This window comes from Streptomyces yamdrokensis, assembly GCF_053890455.1.
The window spans coordinates 4,968,780-4,988,564 of the sequence record NZ_CM132679.1 but is presented as its reverse complement, the minus strand read 5'-3'; the positions used below and the strand labels follow the sequence as shown (position 1 = coordinate 4,988,564).

Annotated in this window: 18 protein-coding genes; 6 read left to right on the top strand and 12 right to left on the bottom strand. The window is 71.7% G+C overall.

Annotated elements, in window-relative coordinates:
- Positions 1 to 99 precede the first annotated feature (99 nt).
- The 3 genes from ACWZEH_RS22300 to ACWZEH_RS22290 form a co-directional block, all read right to left on the bottom strand.
- Positions 100 to 1,368, bottom strand: coding sequence for a CpaE/TadZ family protein (locus tag ACWZEH_RS22300; RefSeq protein WP_456192885.1), 1,269 nt, complete (start codon positions 1,366 to 1,368; stop codon positions 100 to 102).
- A gap of 9 nt (positions 1,369 to 1,377) precedes the next feature.
- Positions 1,378 to 2,085 (bottom strand): Flp pilus assembly protein CpaB, encoded by a 708-nt coding sequence (cpaB, locus tag ACWZEH_RS22295; RefSeq protein WP_456192884.1) that lies wholly within the window; start codon positions 2,083 to 2,085, stop codon positions 1,378 to 1,380.
- 125 nt (positions 2,086 to 2,210) lie between these two features.
- Entirely contained in the window at positions 2,211 to 3,104 is an 894-nt protein-coding gene (locus ACWZEH_RS22290) for a hypothetical protein (protein WP_456192883.1), read from the bottom strand.
- Positions 3,105 to 3,574: 470 nt separating this feature from the next.
- On the opposite strand from ACWZEH_RS22290, the gene ACWZEH_RS22285 reads away from it, so the two are divergent.
- Positions 3,575 to 5,347, top strand: coding sequence for a chitinase (locus ACWZEH_RS22285; RefSeq protein WP_456192882.1), 1,773 nt, complete (start codon positions 3,575 to 3,577; stop codon positions 5,345 to 5,347).
- A 100-nt stretch (positions 5,348 to 5,447) separates the two neighbouring features.
- On the opposite strand, the gene ACWZEH_RS22280 is transcribed toward ACWZEH_RS22285, so the two are convergent.
- The 3 genes from ACWZEH_RS22280 to ACWZEH_RS22270 form a co-directional block, all read right to left on the bottom strand.
- Positions 5,448 to 6,230: a DUF899 family protein gene (locus ACWZEH_RS22280; RefSeq protein WP_456192881.1), complete on the bottom strand. Its 783-nt coding sequence runs from the start codon at positions 6,228 to 6,230 to the stop codon at positions 5,448 to 5,450.
- A gap of 86 nt (positions 6,231 to 6,316) precedes the next feature.
- Positions 6,317 to 6,490 (bottom strand): hypothetical protein, encoded by a 174-nt coding sequence (locus ACWZEH_RS22275; protein WP_456192880.1) that lies wholly within the window; start codon positions 6,488 to 6,490, stop codon positions 6,317 to 6,319.
- Positions 6,490 to 7,392 carry a helix-turn-helix transcriptional regulator gene (locus ACWZEH_RS22270; RefSeq protein ID WP_456192879.1) on the bottom strand — a complete coding sequence of 301 codons (903 nt, stop codon included), beginning with the start codon at positions 7,390 to 7,392 and terminating at the stop codon, positions 6,490 to 6,492. Before ACWZEH_RS22270 ends, ACWZEH_RS22275 begins: the two co-directional genes overlap by 1 nt.
- A 78-nt stretch (positions 7,393 to 7,470) precedes the next feature.
- Between ACWZEH_RS22270 and ACWZEH_RS22265 the strand changes: the two genes are divergently transcribed.
- A complete protein-coding gene (locus ACWZEH_RS22265; protein ID WP_456192878.1) occupies positions 7,471 to 8,235 on the top strand; it encodes an SDR family oxidoreductase in 765 nt (254 codons plus the stop codon).
- A gap of 122 nt (positions 8,236 to 8,357) precedes the next feature.
- A complete protein-coding gene (locus ACWZEH_RS22260; protein ID WP_456192877.1) occupies positions 8,358 to 8,567 on the top strand; it encodes a tautomerase family protein in 210 nt (69 codons plus the stop codon).
- A gap of 35 nt (positions 8,568 to 8,602) precedes the next feature.
- On the opposite strand, the gene ACWZEH_RS22255 is transcribed toward ACWZEH_RS22260, so the two are convergent.
- Positions 8,603 to 9,931: an Nramp family divalent metal transporter gene (locus ACWZEH_RS22255; protein WP_456199767.1), complete on the bottom strand. Its 1,329-nt coding sequence runs from the start codon at positions 9,929 to 9,931 to the stop codon at positions 8,603 to 8,605.
- Positions 9,932 to 10,120: 189 nt separating this feature from the next.
- Between ACWZEH_RS22255 and ACWZEH_RS22250 the strand changes: the two genes are divergently transcribed.
- Positions 10,121 to 11,458, top strand: a complete 1,338-nt coding sequence (locus ACWZEH_RS22250) for a M14 family metallopeptidase (RefSeq protein WP_456192876.1) — start codon at positions 10,121 to 10,123, stop codon at positions 11,456 to 11,458.
- Between the two features lie 24 nt (positions 11,459 to 11,482).
- Here the strand turns inward: ACWZEH_RS22250 and ACWZEH_RS22245 are convergent, their stop codons facing one another.
- The 5 genes from ACWZEH_RS22245 to ACWZEH_RS22225 form a co-directional block, all read right to left on the bottom strand.
- A complete protein-coding gene (locus ACWZEH_RS22245) occupies positions 11,483 to 12,220 on the bottom strand; it encodes a hypothetical protein (protein ID WP_456192875.1) in 738 nt (245 codons plus the stop codon).
- Between the two features lie 134 nt (positions 12,221 to 12,354).
- The gene (locus ACWZEH_RS22240; protein ID WP_456192873.1) at positions 12,355 to 13,842 is read right to left on the bottom strand and encodes a GntP family permease; all 1,488 of its coding nucleotides are present in this window, start codon (positions 13,840 to 13,842) and stop codon (positions 12,355 to 12,357) included.
- A gap of 167 nt (positions 13,843 to 14,009) precedes the next feature.
- Positions 14,010 to 14,429, bottom strand: coding sequence for a RidA family protein (locus tag ACWZEH_RS22235; protein WP_456192872.1), 420 nt, complete (start codon positions 14,427 to 14,429; stop codon positions 14,010 to 14,012).
- A gap of 31 nt (positions 14,430 to 14,460) precedes the next feature.
- The gene (locus ACWZEH_RS22230; RefSeq protein ID WP_456192871.1) at positions 14,461 to 15,219 is read right to left on the bottom strand and encodes an IclR family transcriptional regulator; all 759 of its coding nucleotides are present in this window, start codon (positions 15,217 to 15,219) and stop codon (positions 14,461 to 14,463) included.
- Positions 15,216 to 16,334 (bottom strand): sugar kinase, encoded by a 1,119-nt coding sequence (locus tag ACWZEH_RS22225; RefSeq protein ID WP_456199765.1) that lies wholly within the window; start codon positions 16,332 to 16,334, stop codon positions 15,216 to 15,218. The genes ACWZEH_RS22230 and ACWZEH_RS22225 overlap by 4 nt, the downstream gene beginning before the upstream one ends.
- Positions 16,335 to 16,649: 315 nt before the next feature.
- Here ACWZEH_RS22225 and ACWZEH_RS22220 point away from each other — a divergent pair, with 315 nt between their 5' ends.
- Together ACWZEH_RS22220 and ACWZEH_RS22215 are read left to right on the top strand one after the other, a co-directional pair.
- Complete coding sequence (locus tag ACWZEH_RS22220; protein WP_456192870.1) at positions 16,650 to 17,927, top strand: amino acid deaminase; 1,278 nt, start codon at positions 16,650 to 16,652, stop codon at positions 17,925 to 17,927.
- 11 nt (positions 17,928 to 17,938) lie between these two features.
- Positions 17,939 to 19,549: an N-acyl-D-amino-acid deacylase family protein gene (locus ACWZEH_RS22215; protein ID WP_456192869.1), complete on the top strand. Its 1,611-nt coding sequence runs from the start codon at positions 17,939 to 17,941 to the stop codon at positions 19,547 to 19,549.
- Positions 19,550 to 19,785 lie beyond the last annotated feature (236 nt).

Sequence of the window (19,785 nt, the reverse complement as noted above, 5' to 3'; positions counted from 1 at the left end):
GGTCCCGGTCCCGGTCCCGGTCCCGGATCCGGTCCCGGTCACCGTCGCCGGCGCCGTCACGGTCCGGGCGGGAGCACCGCTCCTCCTCCTTCATCACCGTCACCCCCCTCCGTCCTTGCGCCGCCGGAGGCTCACCGCTCCCCGGTCGCCGCGCGGCCGGTCTCCCCGCAGCCGGCCGGACTTCTGGGCGCCCTCGGGGGCCTTGACCAGTCCCAGCTCTCCGGCCAGGGCCCACAGTGCCTGCTTCACCGCGCTCTTGTTCTCCAGCTCGTGGACCCGGCCCGCGTCCACGACCGACTGGAGTTCCTTGAAGTTGGCGGGGATCACGGTGGCCGCGACCGCGGTGCCGGTGATCTTCTGGATGAGGGGCGGCTGGATCTCCGTAGCCCGGGTGTGGCGGTTGACGACGACCGTGGTCTCCTCCGCCTTGCGGATCTGGAGCCGGTCCCACATCCGTACCGTCCGCTTGGCGCCCCGGACGGAGACGACGTCCGGGGTGGTGACCAGGAGGGCGGTGTCGGCGGTCTCGACGGCGGCCGCGCCGGCCCCGACGAGCTGGGCGCCGGTGTCGACGACCACGACCTCGTACCGGGAGCGCAGGGCGCCGACGATGTGGCGGGCGGCGCGGTCGGTGACGTCCTCGCCGCGTTCGCCCTCGGCGGGGGCGAGGAGCAGGGTGAGGCCGGTGTCGTGGCGGAAGACGGCGTCGGCCAGGACGCGCGGGGAGATGTCGGTGATCGTCGCGAGGTCCACGACGGACCGCCGGAACTGGACGTCCAGGAAGGAGGCGACGTCCCCGCTCTGGAGGTCCAGGTCGACCAGGGCGGTGCTGCGGCCGGACGCCTGGGCGGCTAGGGCGAGTTGAATGGCGGTCAGGGTCACGCCCACGCCGCCCTTGGCTCCGCTGACGGTGACGACCGTGCCGCCGACACCGGTGAACACGTCGCTGCCGGCTCCGAGATGGCGGCGTACGCCGGAGGACCACTGGGCGACGGCCTGGACCCGGGTGGCGAGTTCCTCGTAGCTGAGCGGCAGGGCGACCAGGCCGCGGGCGCCGTAGTCCATCGCGGCCTGGAAGAGGCCGGGGCCGGCGTCGGAGGTGACGAGGATGACGCCGACGGCGGGGAAGCGCAGGGCCACTTCGCGGATCAGTTCCAGCGCGGGGACCGGGCCGATCCGCTCGTGCACGACCACGACCTCGGGCAGCTCGTCGATCGACTCGGCGGCCAGGCGCGCGAGGGTGTCGACGAGCTGGGTGGAGTCGACCACCGGAGCCACCGGCTCGGCGTCCGGGAGCTGGCTGAGCAGCGTGGTGATGGACCGGACGGCGTCCGCGTCACCGACTGCCGGGAGGATCCTGGTGGGCATGCGGGCCTCTCACTTGTCCTTCGCGAGTTCGTACGTACGGTCCTGCTCGGGAACCGTGGTGTCGCCGCCGGGGGCGACGAGCGCGAGCCTGACCCGCTGGGCGAAGGACTCGGCGTAGGTGATGCGCTGGGCGTCGATGGCGGACAGCGCGAAGGTGATGGGGACGGCGTCCGTGGGCTGCCGTCCGCGGTCGTTCTCGTCGGGCTCCAGGGCGGTGATCCGGCCGACGTCGAGGACCCTGGCGTTGGTCACGATGATCTTCGACTGGGCCGGGGTGCCCTCGCGCTCCCCCTCGAAGGTGGCGTAGACGTTGACCGACGAGCCCGGCGTGATCTTTCCGGCGACCCCGGTGGCCGCGTCGATCATGATGGCGACCTCCTGCTGCCCCGGCTGCAGGGCGGGCTGGTTCACGATCATGTCGCTCTGCAGCAGGGAGCCCTCGCGCAGCGTGGTGACGGCGATCTTGCCCCGGATGTCGCCGAGATCGGTGACCGCGTTCGCCGACAGCCAGCGCTCGGGCATCTCGATCTTCTCGAACTGGCCCGTTCTGAGCGGCGTGTAGGGCGCCACATCGGATTTCAGCCGGTACGCGCCGACCTCGGGACCGACCTTGGACTCCACGTCGTTGATGACGGAGAGCACGCCGGCGAACGCGGCGAGGGCGCACAGGATCGACAGGAGCAGGAGTATCACGCCGCGGCGCTGACGGGAGTTCATAGACCGTGCAACCTCATTGGGGGATATGGGCCGAGCGGGACGATGGGAGACCGCGTTTCGTGTGTGGTCGGGACGGTGCGGGGCCGGACGGTGCGGGACGGGACGGTGCGGGGCGGCGTACCGGTTCAGCTGCCGCGGACGAGGGCTCTGCTGCCGGTGCCGCGGCCGCTGTCGATGCCGCGGGGGCTGTCCTGGGCGGGTACGGACGGTGGCGTGGCCGAGCAGAAGACGCACCGGTCGCCGATGACATCGATGCCGCACCAGTGGCAGCTGCCGCGCCGCACGCTCGTGACCAGCTGGTAGAGGACGGAGAGGTCGGGAAGATAGGTGCAGAACTCGATGACCTTGCCGGTCCCCCACCAGCTCGGGGACTCGGCGGGGAGCGGCGCCTCGCGCAGTCCCTGCACCTTCCAGGACGGTGCCAGGGTGCCGGTGACCCAGTCGGACTGGAGCTGTCCCTTGGCGACGAGCATCCAGGTGCCGAACTCCGGTCCGTCCAGCGCGGCTTTTGGGCCGAGGCGGACGAGTTGCGGTTGCGGGTGGGCGAGGACGGCGAACTGGCTGCCGGGCACCCACGACCTGGCGTGCTGTTTCAGGTTCACGGGGATCCGGTCGAGCCGGGCGACGGAACCGAGCAGGGCCCCGGAGTGGATGTAGTGGACCAGCAGCCGGCCGGCCGAGGCGAGCACGCCGGGGCTGAGGTCGCAGGAGGCGAGCTGCCTCAACTGGCGGGCGAGTGCGGCGAGTCCGAGCGGAGGCAGATCGGGGCTGAAGAGGGCGATCCGGTCGCTCTCCAGCAGGGAGCGCAGGGTGTGCAGCCGCCGCAGGACGGCGACGGGCGTCGCCTTGGAACAGACCACGATGACGTACCCGTGCTGCTCGATGAGCGCCTGGAGTTCGGTCAGCGCCTGTTCGAGCGGCAGGGTGGCGATGTCCCGCAGGACCACGGCGGGCAGGGTCCGTTCGTCCTGCGGTGGCAGTGCCAGGTCGGCACTGGTCACGGCAATGGCAGTTGGCACGCGCGGCTCCCCGTTCTCCCCATGCCCCTCGGTCCACCGGAAGTCACTCCCGTGCACCCTGATGACTTCGCTGCGTGACTATGCGAGCACTGTAACCACGGCCTTGTGGCTGGAGAACAGCGTTTGTGTAGCTCGTAAGCAACTGGCGTTGCACAAGTTGCTCCAAAACGGGGCACGTTGAGCATCTCGCCGGTCTCGACATGACCCGCGGGGTGGAGATTCCGCACATCGCCTTGACGTCGGAGCCCCGGCGCGGAAGTGACCGGCGGCCGGGAACGCCGGGCGGGTGAAGGCGATCCGGAGCCCTGCGATTGGTCTGGACCCATTGACAACCCGATTGGTCTGGACCACCTTGTTGGTCCAACGACGACCACCGTCGCGCTCATGCCCCTCTCCCTTCTCGCTCCAACCCCCCATAGCTCTGTACCCCCTTACCCGGCCCCCTTCCCCCACTCCCACAGGAGGCTTCAGTGAACCGCGCGTCAGCCACGACCGAACCCAGAGACAGAGACAGAGACAGAGACAGAGACGCAGGCAGAAAGCCGACCGGCGGCAGGGGCCGCCTCTGGGCGGGTGCCCTCGTCTCGGCCCTCGCGCTCACCCTCCCCCTCGCGGGCGCGGGCCAGGCGTCCGCGGCGGACGTGAACAACGCCAGGAACGCCGGTTTCGAGTCGGGCCTGAGCAACTGGACCTGCTCGGCGGACAGCGGCACGACCGTCTCGTCCCCCGTGCACGGCGGCACGGCCGCGCTCAGGGCCACCCCGGCCGGCCAGGACAACGCCCGCTGCACGCAGACCGTCGCGGTGCGGCCCGACTCCACCTACTCCCTGAGCACCTGGGTGCAGGGCGGGTACGCCTACCTGGGCGTGACCGGCACCGGCACGACGGACGTCTCCACCTGGACCCCGGACACCAGCACCTGGAAGCAGCTGACGACGAGCTTCCGCACCGGCTCCGCGACCACGTCCGTGACGGTCTACACCCATGGCTGGTACGGACAGCAGCCCTACTACGCGGACGACCTGTCGGTCTTCGGCCCCGACGGAGGCGGAGGCGACGGCGGCGACCCGGACCCCACCGTCCCCGGCACCCCGAGCGGTCTGAGCGTCTCGGGCACGACGGCGTCGACGGCGTCCCTGACCTGGAACTCCGTATCGGGGGCGACGGGTTACACCCTCTACCGGAACGGTACGAAGATCACGGCGGTGACGGGCACGTCGGCGACCGTGACCGGGCTCGCGGCCTCCACCTCGTACTCCTTCCAGGTCGCGGCGACCAACGCGGCGGGCGAATCACCCAAGTCGACGGCGGTGACGGCCCGGACGACGGAGGGCGGCGGCGGTGGCGGCGGTGGTGACCTGCCCAGGCACGCGGTGACCGGCTACTGGCAGAACTTCGACAACGGCGCGGCGGTGCAGCGCATCTCGGACGTCCCGGCCCAGTACGACATCATCGCGGTCGCCTTCGCCGACGCGACGGGCACGCCGGGCGCGGTCACCTTCAACCTGGACTCGGCGGGCCTGAACGGCTACACCGTCGACCAGTTCAAGGCGGACGTGCGGGCGAAGCAGGCGGCCGGCAAGAAGGTCGTCATCTCGGTGGGCGGCGAACTGGGCACCGTGTCGGTGAACGACCCCGCCTCCGCGACGAACTTCGCGAACTCGGTGTACGCCGTGATGCAGGAGTACGGCTTCGACGGCGTCGACATCGACCTGGAGAACGGCCTCAACGCGACCTACATGACGCAGGCGCTGCGGTCGCTGTCCGCGAAGGCGGGCCCGGACATGATCCTGACGATGGCTCCGCAGACCATCGACATGCAGTCCACGTCCAACTCCTACTTCCAGACCGCGCTGAACGTGAAGGACATCCTCACGGTCGTCAACATGCAGTACTACAACAGCGGTTCGATGCTGGGCTGCGACGGCAGGGTCTACAGCCAGGGCTCGGTGGACTTCCTGACCGCGCTGGCCTGCATCCAGCTGGAAGGCGGCCTCGACCCGTCACAGGTGGGCCTCGGCCTCCCGGCCTCCACCCGCGGCGCGGGCAGCGGCTACGTCTCCCCGACCGTGGTGAACAACGCCCTGGACTGCCTGACCAGGGCCACGAACTGCGGTTCCTTCAAGCCGTCGAAGACCTACCCGGCCCTGCGCGGCGCCATGACCTGGTCCACCAACTGGGACGCCACCGCCGGCAACGCCTGGTCCAACGCGGTGGGACCGCACGTCCACGCCCTGCCGTAACCGGACTCCTCCCCTCCCGAGCGCGCCGCTCCGCCCACAGTGGTGTGGGCGGAGCGGCGCGCTCGGGCCCCGGATCCTGCGCGCGCAGCGGACAAACGCGTCAGTGGTGGTGGCCGTGCCGGCCGAGGGTCTCCACGGGGGCCGCGCCGGGGCGGGTCCATTGCGGCACGGGGCGGCTGGTCGGGCCCCAGGTCGCGTTCCCGTCCGCGTCCGTGCGCCAGTACCAGCACGGTTGGCGTCCTTCGGGCCGGCCCTCGGGGTTGTCCTCCCACGCCTCCCCACGGCCGTAGGGCGTCCTGTCGAGCAGGCCGAAGGAACCGTTGACCGGCTCGTTGCCGCGGCCCGTCGTGGAGTAGGTGAGGAACGCGCGGTCGCCGTCGCGCAGGAAGCAGGTGAGGTAACCCATGCTGCCGCCGACCGGCTCCTCCACGTCGCGCACCGAGTACCAGGGCTGGGTGTAGCCCATGAACTCGACGAAGGAAGCCACCTCCTCCCACCGGCCCGTGGTCAGGACGGCGAACGAGACGCCGCGGGCGTCGAGGTAGACGGTGTCCCTCAGGTGCCAGGCCATGTTGGTGCAGCCCTCGCACTGCCCCTGGTGCGGCGCGCCGTCGTACCACATGTGCTTGTAGACCACGAGTTCGTCGCGGCCCTGGAACAGGTTCAGGAACGGTACCGGGCCGTCGGGTCCGACGACCTCGACCGCCTGGTCGAGCTCCACCATCGGCAGTCGGCGACGGGCCGCGGCGAGGGCGTCGCCCTCGCGGGTGTGGGCCTTCTCGCGGACCAGAAGCTCGTCACGGGCGGTCTGCCAGGTCGCCGGGTCGACGACGGGCGGACGGCCGGGCCGCGCGGCGGCCGGGTCACTCGGTGTGGTCGTCATGGTGCCCTCCGTGGTTTTCCGTGCCGGGCGGCGCCGCACGAACTCCTACGACGCTCACCAGGACAGACCCGTGTCCCGGCCGGAACTCATCGCGGCAGGGGGCGGCCGTATGTCCTCGCGCCCGCACTGGGCAGCGTCGCCCACATGCGGGTGCCGCCGCCCGGTTCGCGCGCCTCGCAGAAGCCCCGGGTGCCGTCACAGGCGCGGCAGACGCAGGACAGGAGGCGCAGGGCCGCGCGGCGGTGCGTGATCCTCGACATCAAGGCGGGGAAGGCCGGCCACCTCCTGTGAAGCCGGTGCCCGCCGGGTCGGCGACGGCCTGGGTGCCGATGACCGCGAGCAGGTCGAGAAGGCCGGCGCTGCCGGTGCCGACCGCCGGGGTGAACCAGAGCAGCCGCTGCCGGCCGTCCTCGCTGAAGAGGTGCAGGCAGTTGACCTCGATGGGGCCGAGGACGGGGTGGACGAGGCGTTTGCGGTCGTCCCGCCGGAAGGCGACGTCGTGGTCGGCCCACAGGGCGGCGAACTCGGGGGACGCGTCGAGCAGCGCACCGATCAGCGAGCCGGCCACGGCGTCCTTCGCGTCCCGCCTGGCGGCGGCCGCCCGCAGGTCGGCGACGAAGGAGCGGGACTGGCGGCCGTGATCGGCCTTTGGGTAGAGGTTCCGGGCGGCGGGGTCGGTGAACCACCGGTACAGGAAGCTGGCCCGCTGTCCCCGGAAGCCCGACTGGTCCCCGAGCAGTGCCACGGCGAGGGGGTTCTGTACGAGGGTGACGTGCAGGTCGGTGATCACCTGGGCCGGTGTCGTCATCCGGCCGAGCAGGTCGAGCATGCCGGGGTGGACGTGCGAGGCGGGGCCGTCCCGCACAGGCACCGGGCGGTCCGCCAGGTGGTAGAGGTAGTCGCGCTCGTCGGCGGTCAGGCGCAGTGCCCGCGCCAGCGCGGCGAGCATCTGCTCGGACGGCTGGGAGCCGGCTCCGCGTTCGAGCTCGTTGTAGTAGTCCACCGAGGCTCCGGCGAGCTGGGCGACCTCGTCACGGCGCAGCCCCGGCACCCGGCGCCGGGGTCCGGAGGGGAGCCCGACGTCGCCGGGGCGGATGCGTTCGCGCCGGGAGCGCAGGAAAGTCCCCAGTTCGGCGTACTTCACGGAGCCCATGCCGTCCATTGTGCGCCCGGCCCGGTCACCGGCCCAGGGGATGGGATCCCCTGGTTCCGCCGGCCGGCTCCGCGCATCGTGGAGGACATGGCTACGAACAATCCCCCTGCTTTCGCACCGGCGGCCGACCGGGTCGCCGTCGTGACCGGCGGATCGCGCGGCATCGGCCGGGCGGTCTCCCTGAAGCTCGCCCGGGACGGTCTGGCCGTCGTGGTGAACTACGCCGGCGACACGGCCGCCGCCGAGGAGACGGTCAAGACGGTCACCGCGGCCGGCGGGCGGGCGGTCTCCGTCCGGGCGGACGTGGCGGACGAGCACGCGGTCGCCGCCCTGTTCGACCGGGCGGAGGGCGAGTTCGGCGGCGTGGACGTCGTCGTGAACGCCGCCGGCCGGCTCGCGCTCTCCCCCATCGCCGACCTCGACCTGGCGGTGCTCGACGCCCTGCACCGCACCAACATCCGCGGCGCCTTCGTGGTCGCCCAGCAGGCCGCGCGGCGGCTGCGCGCGGGCGGCTCGTTCGTGGGGTTCTCGACCTCCGTGGTCGGCACGCAGCTCCCCGCCTACGGCGCGTACACGGCGAGCAAGGGCGCCGTCGAGGCGCTCACGCTGACCCTCGCCCGCGAGCTGCGCGGGCGGGACGTCACCGTGAACACGGTCGCCCCCGGGCCCACGGCCACCGATCTGTTCCTCACGGGCAAGACTCCCGAGCAGATCGACGCGCTCGCCAGGGCCCCGGCGCTGGAGCGGCTCGGCACCCCGGAGGACATCGCCCGGGTGGTCGCCTTCCTCGCCGGCCCGGAGGGCCGCTGGGTGAACGGCCAGATCCTGCGGGCCAACGGCGGCCTGGTGTGACGCTGCCGCAGGGCTGAGGCGGCCGTCGCCGTCACCTTCGCACCGCAGGCCTGCCGCCCCACCCCGCAGACCGCAGACCGCAGACCGCAGACCCACCGATGACGATCCCAAGGAGAAGACCCGTGCCTTTCGCCCACTTCAAGGTGCCCGCCGGCACCCTCACCGCCGAGGACAAGCAGAAGATCGTGGAGCGCACCACCGGCCTGTACGCGGAGATCTACGGCGAGCGCGCCCGCCCCACCACCGTCGTCCTCGTCGACGAGGTCGCCGACGGCGGCTGGGGCGTCGCCGGCGACGTCCTCACCGCCGCCGTGCTGAACGGCAACGCCTGACCCGGGCTGCGACGCCCGGGGCCGGGCCCCGGGCGTCAGAAGAACTCCGACCACGGCTGGTCCCAGACCTGCTTGACGCACAGGACCAGGAAGAGGAGGCCCGCGGTGACGAGCATGCCGTTGCTGAGGGGGCCGTTGCGCCATTCGCGCGGGGTGCGGCTGGAGTTGAGGAGCCGGAGCAGGGTCAGGGCGAGGAAGGGCATGAACGCGGCGCCGAGGACTCCGTAGATGATGATCAGGCGGAAGGGCTGGCCTTCGAACAGGAGGATCATGGGCGGGAAGGTCAGCCACAGCAGGTAGGCGCGGAACGGCCAGGACTTCTCCGGCCGGCCGGACGCGATGGCCTCGCCCGTCGACTCCTTCGCCTTCTTCCGGCCGCGCGTCACGAAGTCGGCGAACATCAGGCTCACCCCGTGCCACACGCCGATCAGTGACGTGAACGACGTGGCGAAGAAGCCGATCAGGAAGAACTTCGCCGTCGCGGTGCCGTACCTGTCCTCCAGGATGTCGCCCAGCTGCACCAGTCCCTTGTCGCCCTTCTCCAGCGCGAGGCCCGCCGAGTGCAGGAGCTCGGCGCCGACGAGGAGCATCGCGACGACGAAGAGGCCGGTGGTGATGTACGCGACGCGGTTGTCCAGGCGCATCACCTTCATCCAGCCGGTGTCGGTCCAGCCCTTGGCGTTGACCCAGTAGCCGTACGCGGCCAGCGTGATCGTGCCGCCGACGCCGCCGATCAGGCCCAGGGTGTAGAGGACCGAGTCGTCCGCGTCGGGCAGCACCGGGAGCAGTCCGGCGAAGGCGTCCCCGAGGTTCGGCGCCACCCTGACGGCCAGGTAGACGGTCACCACGAACATGACGCCCACCAGGACCGTCATGACCTTCTCGAAGACCGCGTACCGGTTGAACCAGACGAAGACCAGACCCACCAGGGCGCAGGCGATGCCCCACCATTCGAGGTCCATCACGTCCGGGAAGAGAGCCTGCAGGGGCAGCGCGCTCGACGACATCGCCGCCGCGCCGTAGACGAAGCCCCAGAGGACGACGTAGACGCCGAAGAAGTACGTCGTCCAGCGGCCCAGGCTCGCCCAGCCGTCGAACAGGGTGCGTCCGGTGGCCAGATGCCAGCGGCCCGCCGCCTCGGCGAGGGAGATCTTCACCAGGCAGCCGACGACCGCCGCCCAGAGCAGGGTGTAGCCGAAGTTGCTGCCCGCGATGAGGGTGGCGACCAGGTCGCCCGCGCCCACGCCGGTCGCGGCGACGACGATTCCGGGGCCGATGTAGCGCCAACTGGACTTGCGGGGCCGGGGGCCGGGTGTCTGGGGTGGTGCTCCGGTGTCCTGGGTGTTTCCCGTGGTGTCCGCCATGGAGGCAAGAAAGCTCATGAACACGCCGTGGACAAGGGGGCGTGCGGGGATCTTCACCGGATACACCTGGTCGAGTGGCCGACCGACCGACGGTCTTGACCTGATCATGTCACACGCGCAGGATTGCGGCACCGCACACCGCACAGGTACGTCGCCATGGACAACCCCCACCTCCCACAAGGAGATTTCATGCGACTTCGCACACGCGGCAGACGCTCCGCCGTGCTCGCCGCACTCCTCGCCCTCACCCTCGCCGCGCCCGTGTCGATGTCGGCCACGGAGGCCGACGCCGACAGCGCGAAGCGGCCGGCGCCCTCGGCGGACGACGTCCGCCAGTACGAGATCCACCAGCACACGACTCCCGTGACCCGTACGGCGATCCAGCAGGCCGGGGTCACCGTGGACGAGGCCGACGAGGAGACGGTGGTCGTCTCCGGCCGTGCGGACCAGATCCGCACCCTGCGCCGACAGGGGTACGAGCTCACGCCGTTGGGTGCCGCTCCCGACCGCTCGTCCGCCGCCGACGGGCTGCGGCTGTTCGACTTCCCCTCGGCCGACTCCCGGTATCACAACTACGCCGAGATGAACGCGGAGATCGACCAGCGGCTGTCGGCGTACCCGAACATCATGAGCAAGCGGGTGATCGGCCGGTCCTACCAGGGCCGGGACATCGTCGCCATCAAGATCAGCGACAACGTGAGGACGGACGAGAACGAGCCCGAGGTCCTGTTCACCCACCACCAGCACGCGCGTGAGCACCTCACGGTGGAGATGGCGCTCTACCTGCTGCGCGAACTCGGCGCGGGATACGGCAGCGACTCCCGGATCACCAACATGGTCGACGGCCGCGAGATCTGGATCATCCCGGACCTCAACCCGGACGGCGGCGAGTACGACATCGCCACCGGCTCCTACCGTTCATGGCGCAAGAACCGCCAGCCCAACTCCGGTTCGTCGTACGTCGGCACCGACCTGAACCGCAACTGGGACTACCGCTGGGGCTGCTGCGGCGGTTCCTCCGGCTCCAAGTCATCCGACACCTACCGGGGTTCGGCTCCCGAGTCCGCACCCGAGGTGAAGGTCGTCGCCGACTTCGTGCGCAGCCGGGTCGTGGGCGGGGTGCAGCAGATCAAGGCCGGCATCGACTTCCACACGTACAGCGAGCTGGTGCTGTGGCCGTTCGGCTACACCTACTCCGACACCACGACCGGGATGACGGCCGACGACCACGCCGCCTTCCGGACGGTCGGTCAGAAGATGGCCGCGAGCAACGGCTACACGGCCCAGCAGTCCAGCGATCTGTACATCACGGACGGGTCGATCGACGACTACCTGTGGGGCACGCACAAGATCTTCGGCTACACCTACGAGATGTACCCGAGGTCGTCGTCCGGCGGCGGCTTCTACCCGCCCGACGAGGTCATCGAGCGGGAGACGTCCCGGAACCGGGACGCGGTCCTGCAACTCCTGGAGAACGCCGACTGCATGTACCGCTCCATCGGCAAGGCGGCGCAGTACTGCGGTTAGCGGCACCAGGAGTCGTCGGGGCTCCTAGACCACGGGATCGGCGTCCGGCTTGGACTTGTCCGCGTCCGCGTCCGTGTCCGTGTCCGTGTCCGTCTCGGCATCCGGCTCGGGCCTGTCGGACGAGTCCGCGTCGGACTCCTCGGGTCCGGCCGCCCCGTCGTCGAAGTAGGCGTCGAGGACCGCGTCCAGTTCCGCGTCCCATACGGCGAAGCGGCTGCGGGACGTGGCCTCGATCTCGATCGGGTACCAACGGCCTTCCGTGGTGTGGACGGTGACCGTGTAGCGCTTGTCGAAGCGCCCGGTCTCCGTCTCCACCGCGCCGATCTCGTCCCAGCGGAACTCGCACGCCTGGTCGTCCAGCCGGAGCCGTACGCCTTCGTGATCGGCGACGATCCCGGCGCGGCGGTCGGACGCCTCGAAGACGGGGCCGTCGGTGACGGGCTCCGCCCCAAAGGACCCGGACGTCCCGGAGGCCGAGGAGACCTCGGCGGCCGCAGAGGCCTCCGCGGCTTTTGAAGCCGCGGGCTTCTCCAGGGAGGTCGCCGCCTTGGACTCCGTCGCCGGTTCCCCGGCCGTGTCGGCCTCCGCCTCCGGCGCCGCCTTCTCGTCCTTCGGCTCCTCCTCGCCCTTCACGTCCTTCGCGTCCGCCTTGCGGCCGGACGCGCCGGGCGCGGGTGCGGTGAGCCCGGGGATGAAGGCCGGGTCGAATCCGGCGCCTTCCAGGGGCTGGGGCTGGCTGTTCGAACCTATGCGCTGCTCCACACCGGATGAGTATGGTCGAGAATCCTGTGTGGGACACATCCAGCCCCTACTTCGTTATCAGACGCCTACATGCGACCCACCGTTCGCACCAATCGGATGATGATCGGCCGATTCGCACGGTGATCCGCCGGAGGTCACACGACCAGGCTGAGCGCCGCCGCGACCACGAAGCCCGCCACCGACAGGACGCTCTCCAGCACCGTCCACGTCTTCAGCGTGTCCCGCTCGCTGATGCCGAAGTACTTGGCGACCATCCAGAAGCCGCCGTCGTTCACGTGCGAGGCGAAGATGGAGCCCGCGGAGATGGCCATGATGACCAGCGCCACGAACGCCTGCGAATGGTCCCCCTCCGACAGCAGCGGGGCGACGATGCCCGCCGTCGTGACGATCGCCACCGTCGCCGAGCCCTGGGCGACCCTGAGCACCACGGAGATCAGGTACGACAGGACGATCACCGGCAGGCCGACGCCGTTGAACGTGTCGGACAGCGCCTGGGCGACCCCGCTCCCCTTGAGGACCGCGCCGAAGACACCGCCGGCGCCGACGACCAGCAGGATGTTGCCGACCGGCTTCAGCGAGGACGTCGAGACGGTCTCCAGGGACTTGCGGGACCAGCCGCGCCGGATGCCGAGCAGGTAGTACGCCAGGAACAGGGCGATGGTGAGCGCGACGAACGGGTGGCCGAAGAACTCGACGACCGAGCGCGGCGTGGACTCGTCCAGGGCGATCGAGGAGAACGTCGCGGCGAGGATCAGGATGAGCGGCGTGCCGATGATGCCGAGGACGGTGCCGAGCGGCACGGGCGCCTCGCGCGGCTCGACGCCGGCGGCGCGCTGTTCGTCGAGGACGGCCTGACGGGACTCCTCGGCGGCCTCGACCATGTCCTGCGGTACGGCGACGAAGATCCGCTTGCCGATCCAGGCGGAGTAGACCCACGCGGCGACGACGGCCGGGAGGCCGGTGACGACGCCCATGAGGATGACCCAGCCGAGGTCGACACTGAGCAGTCCGGCGGCGGCGACGGGACCGGGGTGCGGGGGCAGGAAGGCGTGGGTGACGGACAGGCCCGCGAGCAGTGGCAGGCAGTAGAGCAGGATCGACTTGCCGGAGCGCTTGGCGGCGGCGTACACGATCGGCGCGAGGACGAAGATGCCGACGTCGAAGAAGACCGGGATGCCGAAGATCAGGCCGGTGAGGCCCATGGCGAGCGGGGCCCGCTTCTCGCCGAACAGGCCGAGCAGCCGCGTGGCCAGTACCGCGGCGCCGCCGCTGACCTCGAGGATCGCGCCGAGCATGGTGCCCAGGCCGATGATGATCGCGACATGGCCGAGGATGCCGCCCATGCCGGACTCGATGGTGGACACCGCGTCCGAGCGCTGGACCGTGCCGAAGAGTTCGGTGACCGACAGGCCGGCCATCAGGCCGACGGCTATGGAGACGGCGAGCAGGGCGACGAACGGCTGGAGTCTGACCTTGATGATCAGGAAGAGGAGCAGTGCGATACCGAGGGCGGCGACGGTCAGCAGACCCGCGGTGCCGTCGATGAGCAGGAGCAGCCCGCCGGTGTGCGGGGGCGTCTCGGCCGCCGTGCCGGCGGCGAGCGAAAGGAACGGGTGGGGCATTCGGGGGTCCTCTGGTCAAGCGCGTAGATCGGAGGTCTGGGGGCCGCCCCCGGAGGGTGCGGCCGGGCATGGGGGATCGCGGCACGGCGTCACAGGGGTGGCGGACGCCGTGCCGTGGCATACGGGGTGCGGGGTGGTGACCGGGAGGGGGAAGGGGTGAGTGCGCGTCAGCCCAGTACGGCCAGTGCGTCGATCTCGATGAGGAGTCCCGCGGGCAGACCGACGTAGACGGTCGTGCGCGCGGCGGGCGGCTGGGTGAGGCCCTGCTCCTCGAAGTAGGCGTTGTAGATGCCGTTCATCTCGGCGAAGTGGTCCACGTCGGTGAGGTAGACGCGGATCATCATCACGTCGTCCCAGGTCGCGCCGCCCTCTTCGAGGATCGCCTTGACGTTGGCGAGGGTCTGGAGGGTCTGCTCGCGCAGGGTGGGGCCGGCGGGCGTGGGCGGCCTGCCCTCCTCGGCGGGGAGGAACCCGACCTGCCCGGCGACCTGGAGCAGGTTGCCCTTGCGCACGCCGTGGGAGAACTTCGCGGGCGGGGTGGTGTGCGTGTTCGGGGTGAGGGCGACTTTCTCGGCTTTCTCGGTCATGCGGGGCGGTCCTTCGCTGGGGTCACTGGGGTCACTGGGGTTCTGCGGGAGTCCGGCCGGAGTACTCGCCGCTGATCGCGGCCGCGGTGCGGCGGACCAGCGGGAGCAGGGTGAGGAGTTCGTCGGCGGTGACGACGACGTTCGGCGCGGAGACCGACATCGCGGCGACCACCCGGCCGTCGGCGCCGCGGATCGGCGCGGCGACGCAGTTGATGGACTCCTCGTGGCCACCGAGGTCGGTGGCCCAGCCCTGTTCGCGCACCTTCTCCAGCTCGCGCAGGAACGCGGCCGGGCCCGGTGTCGAACGGGACGTGTACATGGGGTAGTCGAGCGCGTCCGCGAGGGCGCGGCGCTCGTGCTCGGGCAGGTCGGCGAGGAGCAGCTTGGCCACGGCGGCGACCGTGATGGCGACGGGCTTGCCGATCCGCGAGTACATGCGGACCGGGTAGCGGCTCTCCACCTTGTCGATGTAGAGCACCTCGTTCTCCTCGTGGACGGCGAGGTGCACGGTGTGCCCGCACTGCTCGTTGAGGCGGACGAGGTGGGCGTGGGCGATCTCGCGGACGTCGAGGTTCTCCATCGCCTCCTGCGCGAGGGCGAAGAGGCGGGCGCCGAGCCGGTAGCGCTGGTCGGACTGGCGGTAGACGAGCCCGTGTTCGTGCAGGGTGCGCAGCAGCCGCAGGGCGGTGGACTTGTGCACGCCGAGGCGGTCGGCGACCTGCCCGAGGTCGGCGGGTCCTTCGGCGAGCAGCGGCAGGATGCTCAGTGCGCGGTCGACGGTCTGGCTCATGGGGTACGTACCTCCTCCTCGGCCCGGTCCGCACCCGCGTCCGCGTCTGGATACGCGTCCGCGTCCGCGGTGTCGGTCTCTGTCCAACCGGGGCCGAGGCGCAGTCTCCCCCACGCGGCCTCGTCCAGGGCCGCCAGCCGGTCGGCCAGGTCCCGGGCGGGGGGCACGGCGAGGTCGCCCGGGACGGCGAGGGCGGCGGCGGCCGTGAGGTGGCCGTGCCGGAGCCGGTCCCGTACGGGCAGGGCGCGCAGGGTGGCGGAGAGGAACCCGGCGGCGAAGGCGTCCCCGGCTCCGATCGTCGCCACGACGTCGACGGCGAGGGCGGGGACGAAGGTGGCCGGTGCCGGGGCCGGTCGGGGGCGGGCCGCGCGATCCGGCGCCGGCGGGGCGCCTCCCCCGGAGGGGGTGTCACCAGCGGTACGACTGCCCGCGGATGTGCGGCAAAAGGCCGTGGCTCCCCGCGCGCCCTGTTTGACGACCAGGACCTCCGGCTCGGGCAGCGCCTCACGGATCGGCGACGGGCCGCCCTTGATGCCCCAGGCGGACTCGGCCTCGTCGTCGCCGACGAAGACGATGTCGGCCCTGCGGGCCAGCTCCAGGAGCACCTCGGGGCCGTGGGCGTCGCGCCACAGGCCCGGCCGGTGGTTGACGTCGAAGGAGACGAGCGGGCGGCCGGGGCGGGGGGCGGTGAGCTCCCGCATCAGTTCCAGGCAGCCGGGGGAGAGCGCGGCCGTGATGCCGGACAGGTGCAGGACGCGTCCGGCGCGCACCGCCTCCAGGTCGACGTCGGCGGCGGTCATCGCGGAGGCCGCGGAGCCCGCCCGGTAGTAGGCGACCTCGTGGGCGTCGGTGGCGCGGTCGCCGGCGGTGCGGAAGTAGACGCCGGTGGGACGGTGCGGATCGCGCCGGACGTACGACACGTCGACGCCGTACTCCCCGATCGTCCGTACGAGGTGGTCGCCGAAGCCGTCCCGGCCGACCGCGCTGATCCAGCGCGCCGAGTGGCCGGCCGCCGCGAGGACGCAGACGGTGTTGGACTCCGCGCCGCCGATGGCCCGCTCGAAGGAGGGCACGTCGGCGAGGCGGCCCGGCCGGGAGGGCAGGAACGTCACCATGGACTCGCCCAGCGCGACGACGTCGACGGTCTCCACGGCGTCGGCGTCGGGGTCGGTGCGGTGTCCGGTGGCGGTCACGGTGGGGTGGCTCCTCGGGTGGGCGGGGTCGGGCGGGGTCGCTCGCGGGTCGGGCGGGGTCCGGGCGGCCCGCGTCCGGATCGTCGTCGTCGGCGTCCGGCGTTCGCCCGCATCGTGTCCGTCGGCCGCGGGGGCCCGTTTCCGTTGACCCCGCGTGGCCGAGATGTTAGACAGCGGTAAGCGACATACGCAATGACTGTTGCAGAGATTGCAACAGGCCAGATCAGGGAGGCTCTGATGGCCATGGACCCCGGCTCCGACGCCTACGCGCTCCTCGCGGAGGAACGCGTCGACCACCGTTTCAAGGGCCTCCCGCCGGACGCCGACGGGCTGACCGTCGGCGAGCTGGCCGCCCAGCGCCGGAACCTGTTCACCGGCGGTTTCACCACCCCGGTGCTCGCGCTGTCCGCCGAGCGCCTGGAGCACAACCTGAAGCTGATGGAGACGTACGCGACCCGGCACGGCCTCGCCTTCGCCCCGCACGGCAAGACGTCCATGGCCCCGCAGCTCTTCCGGCGCCAGATCGAGCACGGTGCCTGGGGCATCACGCTCGCCGTGCCGCATCAGGTGCGGGTGGCGCGGGCGTTCGGCGTGCGGCGGGTGTTCCTCGCCAACGAGCTGGTGGACCCGGCGGCCCTGCGGTGGGTCTCCGGTGAGCTGGACGCCGACCCCGGCTTCCGGTTCGTCTGCTACGTCGACTCCGTGCGCGGTGTCGAGCTGATGGACGCGGCCCTCGCCGGGTCCGCCCGACCGGTGGACGTCGTGGTCGAGCTGGCCGGGGGCGAGGGTGCGCGGACCGGGGTGCGGACGGAGGCGGAGTGCGCCGCCGTCGCCGACGCGGTGGCGGGCGCGCGCGGGCTGCGGCTGGTCGGGGTCGCCGGGTACGAGGGCGAGGTGCCGGGCGCCGACCCGGAGCGGGTGGCGGCGTGGCTGCGGCGCCTGGTGGCCCTGGCGGTGGACTTCGACAGGGCGGGGCGGTTCGCGGGCCTGGACGAGGTCGTGGTGAGCGCGGGCGGCAGCGCCTGGTTCGACGCGGTCGCCGACGTCTTCGCCGGGATCCCGGAACTCTCCCTCCCCGTGCTGAAGCTGCTGCGCTCGGGTGCGTACGTCTCGCACGACGACGGGCACTACCGCAAGCTGACGCCGTTCAACCGGGTGCCGGAGGAAGGCGCGTTGGAGCCGGCGTTCCGGCTGTGGACGCAGATCGTGTCCCGGCCGTCCGCCGGCCAGGCCTTCGCCAACGCGGGCAAGCGGGACGCGGCCCACGACCTCGACCTGCCGTTCGCCCAGGTGGTCCGCCGGGACGGCGCGGAACGCCCGGCGGCCGGGATCTCGGTCGTCTCCCTCTCCGACCAGCACGCCTGGCTGAGCACCGCTCCAGAGGCCGACCTGGAGGTCGGCGACTGGCTGGGCGTCGGGCTCTCCCACCCGTGCACCTCCTTCGACAAGTGGGTACTCATCCCCCTGGCGGAGGCGGACGGCACGGTGGTCGACTACATCCGTACGTTCTTCTAGGAGGCCGTGCCGTGGAAGAACTCGTCATCCGGGACGCCGACGTCGTGGACGGCTCCGGCGACAGCGCGTACCGCGCGGACGTGGTGGTCGACGGCGGCCGTGTCGTCTCGATCGTGAAGGAGGCGGCGGCAGCGGGCTGTCAGCGCCCGAAGGCCCGCCGCGAACTGGACGCCGAGGGGCTGGTCCTGGCCCCCGGCTTCATCGACATGCACGCCCACAGCGATCTGGCGCTGCTGCGCGACCCCGACCACAGCGCCAAGGCCGCGCAGGGCGTCACCCTCGAGGTGCTGGGCCAGGACGGCCTGTCGTACGCGCCGGTCGACGACCGCACCCTCGGCGAGGTCCGCCGCGCGATCGCCGGGTGGAACGGCGGCGGGGACGACGTCGACTTCGACTGGCGGTCGGTCGGCGAGTACCTGGACCGGCTCGACGGGGGCATCGCCGTCAACGCCGCCTATCTGATCCCGCAGGGCACGGTCCGCGCCCTCGTCGTCGGCTGGGAGGACCGGGAGGCCACTCCCGCGGAGCTGGACCGGATGCGGCGACTCGTGGCCGAGGGCATGGAGCAGGGCGCGGTCGGCATGTCGTCGGGGCTGACGTACACGCCCGGCATGTACGCCAAGGACGCCGAACTCACCGAACTGTGCCGGGTGGTGGCCCGCCACGGCGGCTACTACTGCCCGCACCACCGCTCCTACGGCGCGGGCGCGCTCGAGGCGTACGAGGAGATGGTGACGCTCGCCCGGCAGGCGGGCTGCCCGCTGCACCTGGCGCACGCGACGATGAACTTCGGCGTGAACAGGGGCAGGGCACCCGAGCTGCTGGCACTCCTCGACGACGCGCTCGCCGCCGGGGCCGACATCAGCCTCGACACGTACCCGTACACGCCGGGCGCCACCACGCTGGTCGCCGTGCTGCCGAGCTGGGCGGGCGAGGGCGGCCCCGGGGAGATCCTCCGGCGGCTCGCGGACGACGCGACGGCCGAGCGGATCCGGCACCACCTGGAGGTCACCGGCTCGGACGGCTGCCACGGCGTGCCGATCGAGTGGGACACCATCGAGATCTCCGGGGTGGGCGACCCCGCGCTGACGGATTACGTGGGCCGCACGGTCCAGGAGTCGGCCGCGCTGCGCGGCGAGAGTCCGTGGGCCGTCGCCCGTGAGCTGCTGCTCGAGGACAGGCTGGCCCCGTCGATCCTCCAGCACGTCGGCCACGAGGAGAACGTGCGGGAGATCATGCGGCACCGGGTGCACACCGGCGGCTCGGACGGCATCCTCCAGGGTGCCAAGCCGCACCCGCGCGCGTACGGCACCTTCCCGCAGTACCTCGGGCGGTACGTGCGGGAGCTGGGTGTGCTGTCGCTGGAGGAGTGCGTCGCGCATCTGACGTCCCGGCCGGCCGCGCGGCTGCGGCTCGCGGACCGCGGACTGGTCCGCGAGGGCCACAAGGCGGACCTGGTGCTGTTCGACCCGGGGACGGTGGCCGCCGGCTCCACCTTCGAGCGGCCCCGGACACTGCCGACGGGTATCCCGTACGTGCTGGTCGACGGGCGGTTCGTGATCGAGGACGGGCGGCGCACCGACGTACTGGCGGGGCGGGCGGTCCGCAGGTCGCCCCGCTGAACCGCCCGCCCGCGACGGGCCCGTCAGGGCTTGGGCAGGGTGCAGGCGCTCGCCGGCCTCCGGGCTTTTGGACCCTCGGACTCCCCGGCCCTTTGGCCGGCGGGCTCCGCCGCCCGGATCACCCTCCCCCACGCGGGCGGCAAAGGAGGCGCCCGCGCGGGGGAGGCCCGGCGTGGAGGCGATGGAGCGGCCTCCACGACGGCCTCAACGATCACGGCCGGGACCGCTCCCCTCGC

Bases quoted from the DNA above. Each gene is read 5' to 3' on its own strand.
- ACWZEH_RS22300 (WP_456192885.1), bottom strand. From the start codon at position 1,368: ATGCCCACCAGGATCCTCCCGGCAGTCGGTGACGCGGACGCCGTCCGG.
- cpaB (WP_456192884.1), bottom strand. From the start codon at position 2,085: ATGAACTCCCGTCAGCGCCGCGGCGTGATACTCCTGCTCCTGTCGATC.
- ACWZEH_RS22280 (WP_456192881.1), bottom strand. From the start codon at position 6,230: ATGACGACCACACCGAGTGACCCGGCCGCCGCGCGGCCCGGCCGTCCG.
- ACWZEH_RS22275 (WP_456192880.1), bottom strand. From the start codon at position 6,490: ATGTCGAGGATCACGCACCGCCGCGCGGCCCTGCGCCTCCTGTCCTGC.
- ACWZEH_RS22270 (WP_456192879.1), bottom strand. From the start codon at position 7,392: ATGGACGGCATGGGCTCCGTGAAGTACGCCGAACTGGGGACTTTCCTG.
- ACWZEH_RS22265 (WP_456192878.1), top strand. From the start codon at position 7,471: ATGGCTACGAACAATCCCCCTGCTTTCGCACCGGCGGCCGACCGGGTC.
- ACWZEH_RS22255 (WP_456199767.1), bottom strand. From the start codon at position 9,931: ATGGCGGACACCACGGGAAACACCCAGGACACCGGAGCACCACCCCAG.
- ACWZEH_RS22250 (WP_456192876.1), top strand. From the start codon at position 10,121: ATGCGACTTCGCACACGCGGCAGACGCTCCGCCGTGCTCGCCGCACTC.
- ACWZEH_RS22240 (WP_456192873.1), bottom strand. From the start codon at position 13,842: ATGCCCCACCCGTTCCTTTCGCTCGCCGCCGGCACGGCGGCCGAGACG.
- ACWZEH_RS22235 (WP_456192872.1), bottom strand. From the start codon at position 14,429: ATGACCGAGAAAGCCGAGAAAGTCGCCCTCACCCCGAACACGCACACC.
- ACWZEH_RS22230 (WP_456192871.1), bottom strand. From the start codon at position 15,219: ATGAGCCAGACCGTCGACCGCGCACTGAGCATCCTGCCGCTGCTCGCC.
- ACWZEH_RS22225 (WP_456199765.1), bottom strand. From the start codon at position 16,334: ATGGTGACGTTCCTGCCCTCCCGGCCGGGCCGCCTCGCCGACGTGCCC.
- ACWZEH_RS22220 (WP_456192870.1), top strand. From the start codon at position 16,650: ATGGCCATGGACCCCGGCTCCGACGCCTACGCGCTCCTCGCGGAGGAA.